General features: G+C 61.9%; 10 protein-coding genes and 1 pseudogene. 5 read left to right on the top strand and 6 right to left on the bottom strand.

Features of this window, described 5'->3' with window-relative positions; genetic code table 11:
* Positions 1 to 862: 862 nt before the first annotated feature.
* Positions 863 to 952 (top strand): annotated as a pseudogene (locus WCB02_RS24420) (sigma factor-like helix-turn-helix DNA-binding protein); the annotation flags it as partial.
* Positions 953 to 1,066: 114 nt separating this feature from the next.
* On the opposite strand, the gene WCB02_RS24415 reads toward WCB02_RS24420, so the two are convergent.
* Entirely contained in the window at positions 1,067 to 1,558 is a 492-nt protein-coding gene (locus tag WCB02_RS24415) for a hypothetical protein (RefSeq protein WP_423962197.1), read from the bottom strand.
* A gap of 64 nt (positions 1,559 to 1,622) precedes the next feature.
* Complete coding sequence (locus WCB02_RS24410; RefSeq protein WP_423962195.1) at positions 1,623 to 2,024, bottom strand: DUF302 domain-containing protein; 402 nt, start codon at positions 2,022 to 2,024, stop codon at positions 1,623 to 1,625.
* Between the two features lie 163 nt (positions 2,025 to 2,187).
* Here WCB02_RS24410 and WCB02_RS24405 point away from each other — a divergent pair, with 163 nt between their 5' ends.
* Together WCB02_RS24405 and WCB02_RS24400 are read left to right on the top strand one after the other, a co-directional pair.
* On the top strand, positions 2,188 to 5,040 hold the full coding sequence (locus WCB02_RS24405; RefSeq protein ID WP_423962193.1) for a winged helix-turn-helix domain-containing protein: 2,853 nt from the start codon (positions 2,188 to 2,190) through the stop codon (positions 5,038 to 5,040).
* Positions 5,041 to 5,171: 131 nt separating this feature from the next.
* On the top strand, positions 5,172 to 6,485 hold the full coding sequence (locus WCB02_RS24400; protein ID WP_423962191.1) for an MFS transporter: 1,314 nt from the start codon (positions 5,172 to 5,174) through the stop codon (positions 6,483 to 6,485).
* Positions 6,486 to 6,600: 115 nt separating this feature from the next.
* Here WCB02_RS24400 and WCB02_RS24395 read toward each other — a convergent pair whose 3' ends face one another.
* On the bottom strand, positions 6,601 to 7,500 hold the full coding sequence (locus WCB02_RS24395; protein ID WP_423962189.1) for a LysR family transcriptional regulator: 900 nt from the start codon (positions 7,498 to 7,500) through the stop codon (positions 6,601 to 6,603).
* A 111-nt stretch (positions 7,501 to 7,611) separates the two neighbouring features.
* On the opposite strand from WCB02_RS24395, the gene WCB02_RS24390 reads away from it, so the two are divergent.
* Both WCB02_RS24390 and WCB02_RS24385 read left to right on the top strand, forming a co-directional pair.
* The gene (locus WCB02_RS24390; RefSeq protein WP_423962186.1) at positions 7,612 to 8,607 is read left to right on the top strand and encodes a 2-dehydropantoate 2-reductase; all 996 of its coding nucleotides are present in this window, start codon (positions 7,612 to 7,614) and stop codon (positions 8,605 to 8,607) included.
* Positions 8,585 to 9,919, top strand: coding sequence for an MFS transporter (locus WCB02_RS24385; protein WP_423962185.1), 1,335 nt, complete (start codon positions 8,585 to 8,587; stop codon positions 9,917 to 9,919). Before WCB02_RS24390 ends, WCB02_RS24385 begins: the two co-directional genes overlap by 23 nt.
* 178 nt (positions 9,920 to 10,097) lie before the next feature.
* Here WCB02_RS24385 and WCB02_RS24380 read toward each other — a convergent pair whose 3' ends face one another.
* The 3 genes from WCB02_RS24380 to WCB02_RS24370 all read right to left on the bottom strand — a co-directional run bounded on the left by WCB02_RS24380 (position 10,098) and on the right by WCB02_RS24370 (position 13,933).
* Positions 10,098 to 11,630: a DHA2 family efflux MFS transporter permease subunit gene (locus tag WCB02_RS24380; protein WP_423962183.1), complete on the bottom strand. Its 1,533-nt coding sequence runs from the start codon at positions 11,628 to 11,630 to the stop codon at positions 10,098 to 10,100.
* Positions 11,627 to 12,664, bottom strand: a complete 1,038-nt coding sequence (locus WCB02_RS24375; protein ID WP_423962182.1) for an HlyD family secretion protein — start codon at positions 12,662 to 12,664, stop codon at positions 11,627 to 11,629. Before WCB02_RS24375 ends, WCB02_RS24380 begins: the two co-directional genes overlap by 4 nt.
* Positions 12,665 to 13,060: 396 nt before the next feature.
* Positions 13,061 to 13,933: a pirin family protein gene (locus WCB02_RS24370; protein ID WP_423962180.1), complete on the bottom strand. Its 873-nt coding sequence runs from the start codon at positions 13,931 to 13,933 to the stop codon at positions 13,061 to 13,063.
* Positions 13,934 to 14,068: the final 135 nt, after the last annotated feature.

Here is a 14,068-nt window from a genome sequence, read left to right as displayed (position 1 = left end):
CACTTGGACTGCGTCGCGGCTGTCTGTCAGATAACTGTAGCGTGCGGCCTGCGCTTTGGCCATTCAACTGCAGTGTACCGCGTGCCACTTTTGCGGGGGGTCCACACTGGAAGTTGGGCAGCAAGCCACCCTTTCGCACATCGCGCAGACGAGTTGCCTTAGTCCCGATCGCAATATGGTTTGGCTTCTTTGGCCGCGCTTGAGCTCAGCCTCATCGCCTGTCGGACCGGCGGGGCGAGGATCTCCATGCGCCCTTGCCGGCCAATTCTCCAGGAGCAGCAGCTCATCATGACCGAAACCACTCCAACCCACCCGTTCGATGACCTGGAGGCGCTGTCGTGGCTATGCTCCCAACCTGATGGACGCGTGTGCGCAAGTGCGGCGGAACTCGGGCGCCGATGGGGCTGGAACAGGATGCGGACCGGTCGCCGGCTGAAGGCGTGGCAGAAGGCCGGCTACATCCATCGTAACGCCGAAGCGATCATCGTAACCGCGCCTGTTACACCGACTGTTACCAAGGCTGTCAGTGTCACAGCCATACCTGAGACTACGGTAGCGGGGCGTTCCATGACGCCGGTCAACCTCGCTGCGTTCGTTACGGCGCTGGCGCTCGCTTGCTTATCAGCGGCCTTCTCCATTGATGGCCTCACCGCAATCTTTGCCGGCGCGTTCTGGCCCATAATTACCATGGGCGCTGCACTGGAAGCCGGGAAGCTCGTCGCAGCGGCGTGGCTGACCGAGCATTGGCACTCGGCGCCCCCGCTTCTGCGCCTGATCCTCGTCACGATGATCGGCGTATTGATGGGCCTGAACGCTGTCGGCGTGTTTGGCTTCCTCACGCGCGCCCCACCTCGATCATATGGCAGCCATGTTGATAGAAGCTGGTGGTTTTTCCTATGCGGAGGCGGCGGAGATCTGCGGATGCTCCAGCGACGAAATCAAGAGCCGCATTTACTGATGCCATACACGAATTGCGAATTTACCGTTCATATCCTCCGCTGGCCTCAGGATGGTTTGCCTTGATCGGTGCCGATCCCCCATCCCACTTCATTCGAAACGTGCGTAATCAGGAGCCACATCCGCTATAGGCGACGTTGTTCATAAGCGCTCGAAGTCGAACGATGATTTCGGCTGCTCGCTTTCCGTCGCTAGCGATACTATTGAGCGCCTGCCGGACTTCTTCCAGATCTGGCGGTTCAGCGCGCAGAAAGTTCAACCCGGCCTTTGCATTAGTGACCGCCGCCGTGATCGCGTCGACGATCTCGTGGGCTTGCGCGTTATAGCTGCGCGCGAATTCCGCCGAGGTCTGCAATGGCACTTGGCCCTTCGCGTCGCTCGCACTTCCCTCCGGCCGGAATAAGTGTTGTTCCATTAGCATGACAAATCTCCTTGACTGTCGATGGACGGTTTGCTGATCGAAACGCTCATGGAGACGGAGCTCGACCGATTGATCGAATGCCGGCGGAGCTGGAAGGCTCTGGTAGCCCATCTTGGACTGTTGTTCGCTGTCACCCCTCGCCGCCAGACCGGAAGTGCTGTCGCCTCTCGCGCGGATCATAGACGTTATCGTAGTCATCGGCGTGCTCCGAAGTTCGGCGTCGGTTCGGTGAGCGGCACTGTGCTCACGGTGGCGTCGTTGCCTTGCTTGCAATCGCCTCCAATGCGGCTGCCATGGCGTTGACTGTCGTGTCCGTGCCGTCCAGGCCGTGGCGGCGCGCAAAAAATGCGGGATCGTTGTAAGACAGCCACGCGGCGCCGGACGCGTCCTGCCAGACCAAGGCCTTGAGTGGTAGATCGATGCCCAACATCTGAGTCGACTGCATCAGCGGTGTGCCGGTCTTTGCATCGCCAAAGATCAGGAGCTCTGTCGGTCGCAGCGGTAGCCCAACCGCGGCCGCGCCCGCGGCGTGATCAATATGGGCAAAGACTGTCATTCCCCTGGCCCTGACCTCGGCCTCGAACCGATTCATCGTTTCCTCCGGTCCAAAGCGGCTTTCGATCGTAATCAGTCCGTCCGCGGCCATTGCTTATTGTCCCAAGGCATTCACGATGACTTGACCTTACCCCCGGCGGACGCATCCATCCTTGAGGCAGTTCTGAAAAATCCTGAAAAAGCGGCGCCCGACGAACACATATTTATTGCGCGAAACTGTCCAAATAGCCTTAAAATGCGCGAACGGAGCTCCCATGCCAGGCCATGATCAACGGCCCGTCTATAAGTTCGGCGTGTGGGAAATCGATCTTGCGCGCCGCGAAATGCGGTTGAACGGGATTCCGACTGACCTTGGCAGCCGGGCGTTCGAAATCCTCGAGACACTGATCCAGTCGGCCGGCGAGTTGATCGACAAGTATGATTTGATGAACCGTGTATGGCCGGGTGCAGCGGTTGAAGAAAATACCCTACAGGCTCAAATCTCCGCGATACGCAAGGCGCTGGGTCCCGATCGAGGTCTATTGAAGACGAGCGCGGGTCGTGGCTATCGGTTGCTGGGAGACTGGGTCATTCAGCAGGAGGATTTCGCCGCGGCCAGCATGCCGACTGCGGAACGCGCTCCAAGCCATGTCAGCAATCTTGCGGCGGCATCCGGCGCGCTGATTGGCAGACAGGCCGCCGAGGGTCAATTATTGGAGCTGCTTTCGACCTATCGAATGGTCACTATGACCGGGCCCGGCGGTATCGGGAAGACCGTACTCGCGCAGGCGGTTGCCCGCAATCTGCTCGCGACCGTCGGAGGTGACGGCTTGCTGGTCGAACTAGCCTCGCTGTCTGATCCAGCGCTGGTGCCATTTGCGGTCGCGAGTGCACTCAGCCTCAAACAGGGTGGCGAGATTTCTTTCGAATCCATCGCGCGGGAAATCGGAGCAAGAAGACTCCTGCTCGTGCTGGATAATTGCGAGCATCTCATTGAAGGGGCCGCCAGGTCGGCGGATACGCTCGTACGATCCTGTCCAAACACGACTATTCTGGCGACGAGCCGCGAGGTGCTTCGCATCGACGGCGAGTATGTCTATCGCGTTCCCCCGCTCGATGTTCCGGGACGGGGCGAAGATGGCGATCACGATGTCCTCGGACGTAGCGCAGTGCAGCTTCTGATTGCCAGGACGAAGGCATTGAACGCCGACTTCTCGCCGCGCGGGGAAGACCTTCAGCTGGTCGCTGCGATTTCGCGTCAGCTCGATGGCATCCCCTTGGCCATCGAATTCGCGGCGGCGCGTATCGCAACTCTTGGATTACAACAGGTTGCCGCGCGCCTGCACGATCGCTTCAGCCTGCTGACCCGCGGCCTCCGAACGGCGGTGCCGCGGCACCAGACCCTGCTCGCGACCCTCGATTGGAGTTATGAACTGCTGTCCGAGACGGAGGCGCGGGCGTTGCGCCACCTTGCGGTGTTCAACGGCGATTTTTCTCTCGATGCCGCTGCCGCTGTGATGGGAAATCTCGACGCTGTCACGGTTGCGGATAGCCTGGCAGGCTTGGTCGTCAAGTCGCTCCTCGCTGCCGACTTTCAGGCCGGGAACGATCACTATCGTCTGCTGGACACGACGCGCGCCTACGCCCTCGAAAAACTGCGCCGCGCGGGAGAGCACTGGGAAGCCGCACGCCGGCATGCGGAATACTTTCGGGAAGCCCTCATTCAGGCCGACGCAGAGAGCAATTCCTTGCCGCGAGCGAATTGGCAGAGCCGCCATGGAAGACACCTCGGCAACGTCCGCGCCGCCCTCGAATGGGCATTCTCCGCGGACGGGGACTCGGAGGTCGGCGCGGCGTTAACTGCCGCTGCAGTGCCGCTCTGGGTCCACTTGTCGCTGTTCGGCGAATGTCGCGAGCGCACCGAATTGGCGCTCGCGCGGCTGAACGATGGTGCCATGGGTCCAACACGCTTGCGCATGCAGCTCTCGGCGGCCCTTGGGTGGTCGCTGACGTATAGCCAAGGTCGTGCGCGGGATGCGGGCCCGGCACTCGCGATCACCCTCGAATTAGCGGAGCGATTTGACGACAGGGATTATCGCCTGCGTGCCCTCTGGGGGCTGTGCATCGACCAGTTCAACAATGGTGAATTTCTTAAGGCACTCGAGTTCGCTCAGCGTTTCAGCAAGGCAGCGGAGGTCTCCGCCGATCCGACCGACTTGAGGCTGGCCGATCGGCTTCTTGCCGTGTCACTTCACTTTCTTGGCGACCAACACGGCGCACGTCGCCACATCGATCAAGTGGACGCGTCTCTCGATCTCCTGGTCGAAAAGCCCAAGCTTTTCCCGCTCGATCTGCGGATCTCGACGCACTATTTCCGCGCCCGCATCCTGTGGCTGCAGGGTCTCGCCGACGAGGCGCTGCGCCTTGTCGAGCACAACATCGAGGAAGGACGCGCGAATGGTCACGCCCTAACGTTCTGCAGTGTGCTGGGGCAGGCCGCGTGCCCGATCGCTCTAATGGCCGGCGATCTCGACGCGGCGGAGCGCTATGGCGAAGTACTGTTCGAGCACACTGAGCGCCATGCGATACGGCTTTGGCGGATTTGGGCGGGCTGTTTCAAAGGCATCGTCATGGCCAAACGAGGCGACATCGACGCCGGCCTCGCTCTCTTGCGCAGTGAAGTCGATCGCGCAGGCGACGCGAGGCTCTTGCCGCGCTTCCTCCTTCCGCTGGGCGAACTTGCGGCCTGTCTCGGCGAAGCAAATGAAATCGAAAAGGGGCTTGCCGCGGTCGACGAGACCTTGGAGCGCTGCGAAGCCAGGCACGAACAGTGGTACGTTCCCGAGCTCTTGCGCATTAGAGGTGAATTAATGTTGAAAGATAAGCGGCATCAATCCGCCTCGTCGGCGGAGCAATGCTTCTCGGAAGCCTTGAAGCTTGCAAAGCAACAGGGCGCGCTGTTCTGGGAGTTGAGAAACGCGCTAAGCCTCGCGCGGCTTCGCGTTGAGCAGGGGCGGAAGACCGACGCAAACCAAATCCTTGCTCCGGCATACGGCGCATTCGAGGGACTTGAGATTGCCGACGCTCGTGAGGCAAAAGCGCTGCTTGAAGGGTTCGACGCTGACTAGCGGCACGACATCAATCTGTTCGGTGAACATGAGCCGCCACTCGCTTCAGTCGTTTCGGCTTGCGCACTTGGATCGCCCGCATGATGCTGAGGTAGGCCCAATTGCGACTACCGACGTTTCAGGAGAACGGGATGGACGCGCCGCAAGCCTTTGAAACGGCTGTGATAAGGAAGATCGCCCGGCGCATTTTGCCACTGATCTTGCTCGCCTATTGCATCGCTTACATTGATCGCGCGAACATTGCCGTCGCGGCTTTGACGATGAACAAGGACCTTGGCTTCGACGCCTTCACATACGGCTTGGGGGCCGGCATATTCTTCGTCGGTTATTTTATCTTCGAGGTTCCGAGCAACCTGATCCTCGAGCGCGTCGGGGCCCGCCGCTGGATCGCCCGGATCATGTTCACCTGGGGGCTTCTTTCCGCAGCATGCGCCTTCGTGACGGGGCCGACAAGTTTCATCGTGGTGCGCTTTCTGCTGGGCGCAGCCGAGTCCGGCTTTTTCCCGGGCGTTGTGCTCTATTTCACCTATTGGTTCCCGTATCGATTTCGGGGCCGCGTCATAGCGGTTCTGTTCCTGGCGGGGCCGATTGCGAATGCCCTCTCAAATATCGCCTCGGGCGCTATTCTCGGGATGAATGGCGTATTGGGCCTGCACGGCTGGCAATGGGTGTTTATGATCGAAGCCCCGCCGGCTCTTATTCTGTCGTTCGTCGTGCTTCGGACAATGATCGACCGCCCCTCCTCGGCAAACTGGCTTCAACCCGACGAGCGCCACTGGCTCGAGAAGGAGCTCGACGACGAGCGGGCCGGGAGCGAAGCTCAAGGTCGGCTCAGCTTGGGCAAGGCTTTGATGGACTCGCGGGTCGCCACGCTTTCGATGATCTATTTTCTGTCGGTGACGGCGGGCTATGGGACGACCTTCTTCCTGCCGCAAATCGTCAAGAGTCTTGGCTTGTCCAATTTTAGGACGGGTGTCGTATCGGCGATACCCTACCTGGTTGGCATGATCGCGCTCTTGGTTTGGGGCTGGTCGAGCGATCGAAGCGGGGATCGTCGTTGGCACTTGATCGCGGCTTCCGTCACCGCCGGTGTCGGATTTGCGGCCGCGGGCGCGGCCGGAAGCTCCTTGTGGTCGCTGCCGGCGATGTGTCTCGCTCTGGTTGGCATCTATGGTACGCGACCTACGTTTTGGCCACTTCCCTCGATTTTCTTGAGCGGAACGGCCGCAGCAGGCGGCATCGCGCTGATCAATTCGATTGGAAATCTTGGCGGCTATGCCGGACCATTTATTGTGGGCTGGATTAGGAATTCGACGAACAGCTTCGAAATGGCGCTGTATTTTCTTGCTGGCTGCTCGCTGGCCTTGGGCGCACTTGTTTTCGTTGCCAGGAGGGCCAGCGACGCGCGGTCCGGCCGATTGCCGGGAATCGCAGAGACCCGCTAGGCCTCAAAGGCGTTATACCGATTGCCAGGGCCATCGACATAACGCCAAACCTTGACGCCGGCTACGGATCAAGCGCAGCTGTGGCCGGCAGCCGGGTGGCAGCCGTCTGACAGGCTCAGAGAGGCGGTCGCGAGTGCATCCAGTGCTGCTGCAAAAAGTCCACGAAGGCGCGCACCTTCGGCAGAAGCAGGCGGCTGCGCAGGGTCAGGATGCTCAATGGCGCGGGCGGCCGCTGATAGGCCTCGAGCACAATCCTGAGCCGTCCGTCAGCGAGACAATGCGCAACCTGCCAGGACGGCACTCTGACGAGCCCGGCCCCAGCCAAGGCCGCACTGACCAATGTGTCGAAGTCATTGGCGCAAAGCCGGGTTGGAATGCGCAAAGACCTTCGCGTTGCGCCGTCTTGGAAGCTCCATTCCGCCACGCCTGGTACATCGCCGAAGGCCAGGCAGTCCTGCTCGACCAGGTCGTCCGGCGTCGCCGGCTCGCCGCGCCGGCGCAGATAATCCGGCGCGCCGCAGACGACAAGCTGGATGTCGTCGAGCTTGCGGACAATGAGACCTGAGTCTTCCAGCGGTCCAACGCGAAGGGCAACATCGATGCCTTCCTCGGCAAGACGTACCGGCCGATCCACCAACAGCAGATCGATCGAGACCTGAGGCTGCTCCGCCAGATAGCCGGGCAGCATCGGCCCCAAGCGCAACCGACCAAGCAGCGATGGAGCGCTCACGTGCAGCCGGCCGGACGCTACTCCGCTCTGCGCCGTGAGGCCGCGTTCCGCCTCGTCGACCTCCTGCAAGATCTGCTTCGCCCGTTCGTAGTAAAGCAGGCCGGACTCGGACAGCGAGAGATGGCGCGTTGTCCGCTCGACAAGCGTGGTGCCGAGGACCTCTTCGAGTGCCATGAGCTGGCGGCTGACGGAGGTGAGAGAAAGACCCAACTGACGGCCCGCGGCCGACAGGTTCCCCGCATCCGCAATCTTAACGAACACCCGCATCGCCGCGAACTTGTCCATGGGCGCATTATCGCGAAAACCGGAAAGATGTCTCGCCGAATTTCGGGGTACTCACCAAAACCGGAAGACTCTATCTGTCGGTTGTGGGCTGACAGGACAGAGGAGCGAGCGATGAAGATCTGCGTATTCGGCGCCGGCGCGATCGGCGGCTACATGGCGGGGGAACTTGCATTGGCGGGCCATGAAGTGTGTGCAATTGCCCGCGGTACGCATCTGGCCGCGATTCGGAGCCACGGGCTCAAGCTGATCGTGGAGGGCCGGACCCGCACGGTCGACTTGCCGGCAAGCGACGACCCCGCGGCGTTTGGCCCGCAGGACGTCGTGATCTGCGCGCTGAAGGCACAGCAGGCCCACGCCAGCGCGGGCGCGTTCGCTCCACTGCTCGGTCCGCGCACCGCCGTTCTGACGGCGATGAACGGCATTCCCTGGTGGTATTTCTATCAGGAGCGCGGCCCGCTGGACGGCCATCATCTGGAAAGCGTCGATCCCGGCGCCGCGCAGTGGAACGCGATCGGACCCGAGCGCGCCATCGGCTGCGTCGTCGATCCCGCTTGCGAGGTCGTGGCGCCCGGGGTTATCCAACACCGCCTGTTCAAGCGTTTCACGATCGGCGAACCCGACGGCTCCACCTCGGAGCGCATCGTGGCGCTGCGCGATGCGCTGGTTTCGGCCGGATTCGACGCGCCGATCCGTGATACAATCCGCTGGAACATCTGGCTCAAGCTCTGGGGCAACGTCTGCTTCAACCCGATCAGCGCTCTTACCCTCGCGACCCTGGATCGCGTAACCTCCGAGCCTGGTCTGCGCGCCCTATGCAAGTCCATGATGGCTGAAGCGCAGGCGATCGCGGCAGCGCTCGGCGTTGCGATCCCCGAAGAAATGATGGAGCGGCGGCTGAACGCAGCCGGATCCGTCGTCGGTCACAAGATTTCGATGCTGCAGGATCTCGAACGAGGCCGATCACTCGAGATCGATGCCCTCGTGACCGCCGTCCAGGAAATCGGCCACCTCGTCAAGGTCGCAACACCAACGATCGACGCGGTGCTTGCATTGGTGCAGGAGCGCGGCCGGCAGGCGGGACTCTATGGCAATGATGCTCAGCGCTAAGCCCGGGCTTTCCTACGCCAGACAAAACGGGGCGGGCATCACGCCGCAGCGATCGCCCACGCACCGGAAAAACGAGGAGAAGACCTTGACCATGAAGGATGCATCTTGCGGCCGGTCGAGGCTGCCGGTAGCCAGCCCTCTGCCGTCCTCGTCGATAAGCCTTGGCATGACACTGGTGATGGCGATCGCGTGCGGCGTGGCGGTTGCCAACATCTACTATAACCAACCCATGCTCGGCATCATGGAAGGCGCCTTCCCGAGGCAGGTCGCAGTGATCGGGCTCGTGCCCACGGTAACCCAGCTCGGTTTTGCCGCTGGCCTCTTGTTGCTGGTACCGTTGGGAGATCGCTTCGACCGGCGGCGTCTCATCCTCATTCAATTCGCAACACTCACGCTGTCGCTGGCCGCCGCTGCGCTCGCGGCCGACGCCTGGTGGCTCGTGGCTGCATCCGCACTTGTCGGAGCGGCGTCAAGCGTGGCGCAGCAGATCGTACCCTTCGCGGCGGAGTTGGCCACGCCCAGTCGCCGTGGTGCGACCATCGGAATCGTGATGAGCGGCGTGCTCTGCGGCATGCTCTCTGGCCGCGCCCTTGCCGGCGCGGTTGGCGATTACTATGGCTGGCGCGCCATGTTCTGGCTCGGCCTGCTGCTGACGGTTGCGGTGGGCCTGTTGTTGGCGGCGGTGTTGCCCGGAAGCCGACCCAGCACGCAGCAGGGCTACGGCTCGCTGCTCAGATCCCTGGCCATGCTGTGGTGGGAAGAGCCGACCTTGCGACGGGCGACCATCATCCAAGGCTGCCTGTTCGGCTCGTTCAGCGCCACCTGGACGATCCTGGCGCTGCAACTCGACGTCCGATACCACCTCGGCGCCGGCATCGCCGGACTGTTCGGCCTCATCGGCTTGGTCGGCGTGTTGTTTGCACCGATCGCCGGGAAGATCGCAGACCGCAGAGGTCCGCACGCCGTCATCGGACTTGGCAGCGTCATCATGCTCACCTCCTGGGTGGTTTTCGAGGCGTGGGGCATGATCGCCGGCCTGATCGTCGGCGTTATCTTGCTGGACTTCGGCGAGCAAGGCGCGCTGGTCTCGAACCAGCACGTCATTTATGCGCTACGCCCGGAAGCGCGTAACCGGCTGAACACGATCTTCATGGGAGGAATGTTTGTGGGCGGGGCGGTCGGCTCAGCAGGCGCGAGCCTCGCTTGGGAATTCGCTGGTTGGGCCGCTGTCTGCGCTTTCGGAGCGGCCCTGGTCGCGATCGCGCTCGGTCTGCATGCTTGCGGTCGTGTGACCGAGAAGCGGGAGGGCTGAAAACCATGGCCACGCGCGCGGTGGACTTCTGGCAAGCAACGACCCCACGGCGTCTGGCCCACACGTGATCTGCGCGCCGAAGGCGCAGCAGGCCCACGCCAAGCGCGGGCGCTCCGCTGCTCGGCTCGCGCACCGCCGTTCTGACAGCGATGAACGGCATACCCTGGCGTTCATGCCGTCAGCCCTCGACCGCAGCTGCATGTCCTGCCGATCCGCTCGTCTTCTTGAAAATGAGGAGCAGCAGAAATAGGGCAAGCGTAGCGAGCAGCAGCAGCTTGTAATCGTCAATATAAGCCACGACCTGCGCCTGCTGCGTTACCAGAGCATCGAGGGCTGCCCGGCCGGCAGCGGTAAATGGGCTCAAAAACTGTGTGACGGTCGGGTCTTCGAAGGCGCGATTGACTGCGGTAACGTTTGCAGAGATGTCGGCGTGGTTGATCTCAGTATTGGTGGTCAGCAGCGCGGTGAAGGCGGAAATGCCGACGCTTGAGCCCAAACTGCGCGAAAGACTGAAGATGCTGGCCCCATCCGCGCGATCCTCCGGCGCCAGCGTCGAGAGTGTGACCGCGCTCATCGGGACGAAAAGAGCGCCGAAACCTGCTCCTTGCACCAACCCCGCTGTGACAACGGCTTGGCCTGAAACGTCCGGCGTCCAACCCGTCATGACGTAGAAAGCCCAAGCGGAAAGGCCGAGGCCAACCGCCAGAAGCAAGCGTGTGTCGACCTTTCCGACGAACCGGCCTACGATCAGTGTGGCGATCATCGTTCCCACGCCACGCGGTCCCATCACCAAACCGGCGGTGAGGACTGGATAGTTCATGAGATCCTGCAGATAGGGCGGCTGCAGGGCGAGCGAAGCATAAAGCGTGATGAAGGCGACTATGCTGAAGATCACGCCGGCTGCAAAATTGCGGTCGCGGAACAGCGCCGGCCGGATGAAGGGCCGTTGTGCAGTAAAGGTGTGGACCAGGAAGAGATAGAAGGCCGAGCCGGCCACAAGCGCTTCGATGACGATTTCGCTTGAACCGAACCAATCCTTGATCTCGCCGCGGTCCAGCAGGACTTGCAGCGCACCAATGGCCAGGCTGAGGGTACCGAAGCCAAACCAGTCAAATTTCTGCGGTCCGCTCCGCGGGCTCTCCGGCAGAAACACCATCATGCCAAGAGAGGCGATAATTCCCAGTGGTCCGTTGATATAGAACACATAGCGCCAAGTGTAATCCTGAGTGAGCCAGCCGCCGAGCACGGGGCCGAGGACGGGACCGACCACAACGCCAAGGCCGAACAGCGCCATCGCGAATCCATGGCGCTCTTTCGGATAAATCGTAAGCAGGACCGTTTGCGACAGCGGTATCATCGCCGCGCCAAAGGCGCCCTGCACAATTCGAAAGATCACGATCTGCGTCAGTGACTCAGCCAGGCCACAGAGCATCGAGGCGAGCGTGAAGCCGACGGTCGACACGATAAACAGGCGCTTGAGGCCGAAGCGGGCAACCAGAAAGCCGGTCGGCGGCGTCATGATCGCGGCAGCGGTGATGTAGGCGGTCAGCACCCAATCGATCTGATCCGGGCTTGTCGCCACGCTCCCCTGCACATAGGGCAACGCGACATTGACGATCGTCGTATCGAGCGTCTGCATCATTGCCGCGAGCAGCACCAGGAGTGTGATTGTGCCGCGACGGTTTCCAGCTTGGGCGGTGTCCTGCGTCATGACGCCCTGCCACGGCGATCAAACAGCGCGGTCAGGAAGTGCGGCAGGCCGCGTGCGTGTCCGGTGTCGACATCGATCTCGACGCTCATCCCCGATCGCAGCGGCGGCATGTCGGTCCCCCTCGTGTCGATCCGGACGCGCAGCGGTATGCGCTGGACGACTTTGACCCAGTTTCCGCTGGTGTTTTGCGCCGGGAGCAGCTGAAATTCCTGCGCCCCGGCCGGACTGATGCTTTCGACTGTGCCGTGCCATTGGACATCAGGGTAGGTATCGACTGTGACCAGCACTGGCTGGCCCAACCGCACATAAGTCATCTGGGTTTCCTTGGGATCGGCCTCAACCCAGGCGTGATGAGTGGCAACCAGGTTGAAGGCAGTGACCGAGGCGGCCAGATACTTGCCGGGCGCGATAGAGGGTACATCGGTCACTATCCCGGCGAACGGCGCCCTCACCGACGTATGGTCGAGCTCGCGCTGGGCTTCGTCGACCACCGCCTTGGCCTGCAGGTATTGCGGATGCCGCGTCGTCTCGATATCGGGATTGCCGCCAAGCCGTGCCAATTGGGTGGCCGCCTGCTGCTGCAGCGACCGAAGTTTGCTCTTGTTGTCGAGCAGCGTGTAGTTTGCCTGATCGAACATGGCCTGTGACACCGCGCCAGAACGCACCAGCGCGCCTGCGCGATTGAAATTGATCTGGTCGAGATCGAGCTGCGCCTGCTCGGCCGCAGTGTCGCTTAGCATGCGCCTGTAGTCCTGCTTCATCGCATCGATCGCAAGCGCGGTCTGTGCAAGACTAGCCTTCGCGTTGTCGAGCGCGATCTGGAATTGACGGGGGTCAAGCCGGTAGAGAATTTGCCCCGCGGACACGTGTTGGTTGTCGCGGACATCGACGTCATCGACGATGCCGGAAACGTCGGTTGAGATGCCGACCTTATCAGCGTCAACATAGGCATCGTCGGTCGACACGAGCTGGCCGCCGGTCACGTACCAGTAAGCGCCCGCAACGAGAATGATCGGCAGCAGCGCGAACATCATCCAACGGATTCGACGGCTGCGGTGCGAGGAGGACCGTTGGTCGGTGGCGGCTACGGTCGCATCCGGCCGCTTGACGGTAATCGGGGCAATTGACGGTGGCGCGCGCCGGCCCAAAGGCAATCCAGGCACACTATCAACCGGCGATTCGCTGCGCCGAACCGCCTCGGGCTGCGACTGCTCGGACTTATCTTTCGAACGCTCGATTTGATCGACGTTAAGCATGGCGTTGATCCTGAGAACTAGGCGCTTCGTTCGATCAACTCGGCGAGAGCGTGCTCGATGAGATGCGCGACAGCGCGTGGCGCGTTGCGGGTTCGGTAACGTGCAGTGCGGGACTCATCCACGACTGCTGTGGTTCGTGGCTCTTTCTTCGCCGCATTTTCGCATTTACGAGGCTCATGGCTCAGCGTTGATCGCACCGAACCGTCCGCTCTGAAAATCGACCATCGCCTGCCTGATCTCGTCGGCAGTGTTCATGACGAATGGGCCATGCATCACGACCGGCTCGTCGATCGGCTCGCCGCCAAGGATCAGCACCTTGGCATCGTCTTCGGCTTCCAGCGTCACCTCACCGCCGGTCCGATCGAGCAGAACGAACTGCGCCTCTCGGGCGATGTCGCTGTCGTTGACAAGAACGGCGCCGCGCAGCACCACCACGCCGACGGTGTGGCCCTCCGGCAGCGTGAGCGATGTTGCGCCTCCTCGGCGCAGCCGCAAATCCCAGACGTTGATCGGCGTGAAAGTCCGCGCGGGTCCGCGGCGGCCCTGGTACTCGCCGGCGATCACACGCAGCGCACCCGCTTCGTCCGGCAAGGTCACGGCCGGAATCTCCCGCTCGAGCAGCGTCTGGTAGCCGGGCGCGGCGTTCTTGTCCTTGGCGCGGAGGTTGACCCAGAGCTGGACCATCTCCAGCGTCCCACCCCTTCGCGTGAACGACAGCGAGTGGAACTCCTGATGCAGGATGCCTGATGCAGCCGTCATCCATTGCACGTCTCCCGGCCCGATCACGCCGCCCTTGCCGGTCGAATCCCGGTGCTCAACCTCACCATGATAGACGATGGTAACGGTCTCGAACCCGCGATGCGGATGTTCGCCCACGCCGCGCGGCCTCTCCGCAGGAGAAAACTCTGCCGGTCCGGCATAGTCCAAGAGAATGAACGGGCTGACATGCTGGCCTTGGGTGCCGTACGAGAACAGCGATCGCACCGGAAAGCCATCGCCTACCCAGTGCGGCCTGGGGCTACTATAGATGCCGAGAACCTTTCGCATGGTGCTTCTCCATTGGAGGGCTCCGATTGGCCCTTGTCGCTGAAGAGAAGAATAGGCGCGCGACAAAGACGGCAGAAGACGGCATGATCGCGCCGCAGTGTCCTATCCGGAGGACAATCAGTGGCAATGCAGGAC

The organism is Bradyrhizobium sp. (assembly GCF_049581145.1).
Taxonomy (GTDB): domain Bacteria; phylum Pseudomonadota; class Alphaproteobacteria; order Rhizobiales; family Xanthobacteraceae; genus Bradyrhizobium.
This window is presented reverse-complemented; position numbering and strand designations above follow the sequence as displayed.

Excerpts from the sequence above, each read along its gene's own strand:
- WCB02_RS24415 (WP_423962197.1), bottom strand. The coding sequence starts at position 1,558 with ATGATCCGCGCGAGAGGCGACAGCACTTCCGGTCTGGCGGCGAGGGGT.
- WCB02_RS24410 (WP_423962195.1), bottom strand. The coding sequence starts at position 2,024 with ATGGCCGCGGACGGACTGATTACGATCGAAAGCCGCTTTGGACCGGAG.
- WCB02_RS24405 (WP_423962193.1), top strand. The coding sequence starts at position 2,188 with ATGCCAGGCCATGATCAACGGCCCGTCTATAAGTTCGGCGTGTGGGAA.
- WCB02_RS24400 (WP_423962191.1), top strand. The coding sequence starts at position 5,172 with ATGGACGCGCCGCAAGCCTTTGAAACGGCTGTGATAAGGAAGATCGCC.
- WCB02_RS24395 (WP_423962189.1), bottom strand. The coding sequence starts at position 7,500 with ATGGACAAGTTCGCGGCGATGCGGGTGTTCGTTAAGATTGCGGATGCG.
- WCB02_RS24390 (WP_423962186.1), top strand. The coding sequence starts at position 7,612 with ATGAAGATCTGCGTATTCGGCGCCGGCGCGATCGGCGGCTACATGGCG.
- WCB02_RS24385 (WP_423962185.1), top strand. The coding sequence starts at position 8,585 with ATGGCAATGATGCTCAGCGCTAAGCCCGGGCTTTCCTACGCCAGACAA.
- WCB02_RS24380 (WP_423962183.1), bottom strand. The coding sequence starts at position 11,630 with ATGACGCAGGACACCGCCCAAGCTGGAAACCGTCGCGGCACAATCACA.
- WCB02_RS24375 (WP_423962182.1), bottom strand. The coding sequence starts at position 12,664 with ATGATGTTCGCGCTGCTGCCGATCATTCTCGTTGCGGGCGCTTACTGG.
- WCB02_RS24370 (WP_423962180.1), bottom strand. The coding sequence starts at position 13,933 with ATGCGAAAGGTTCTCGGCATCTATAGTAGCCCCAGGCCGCACTGGGTA.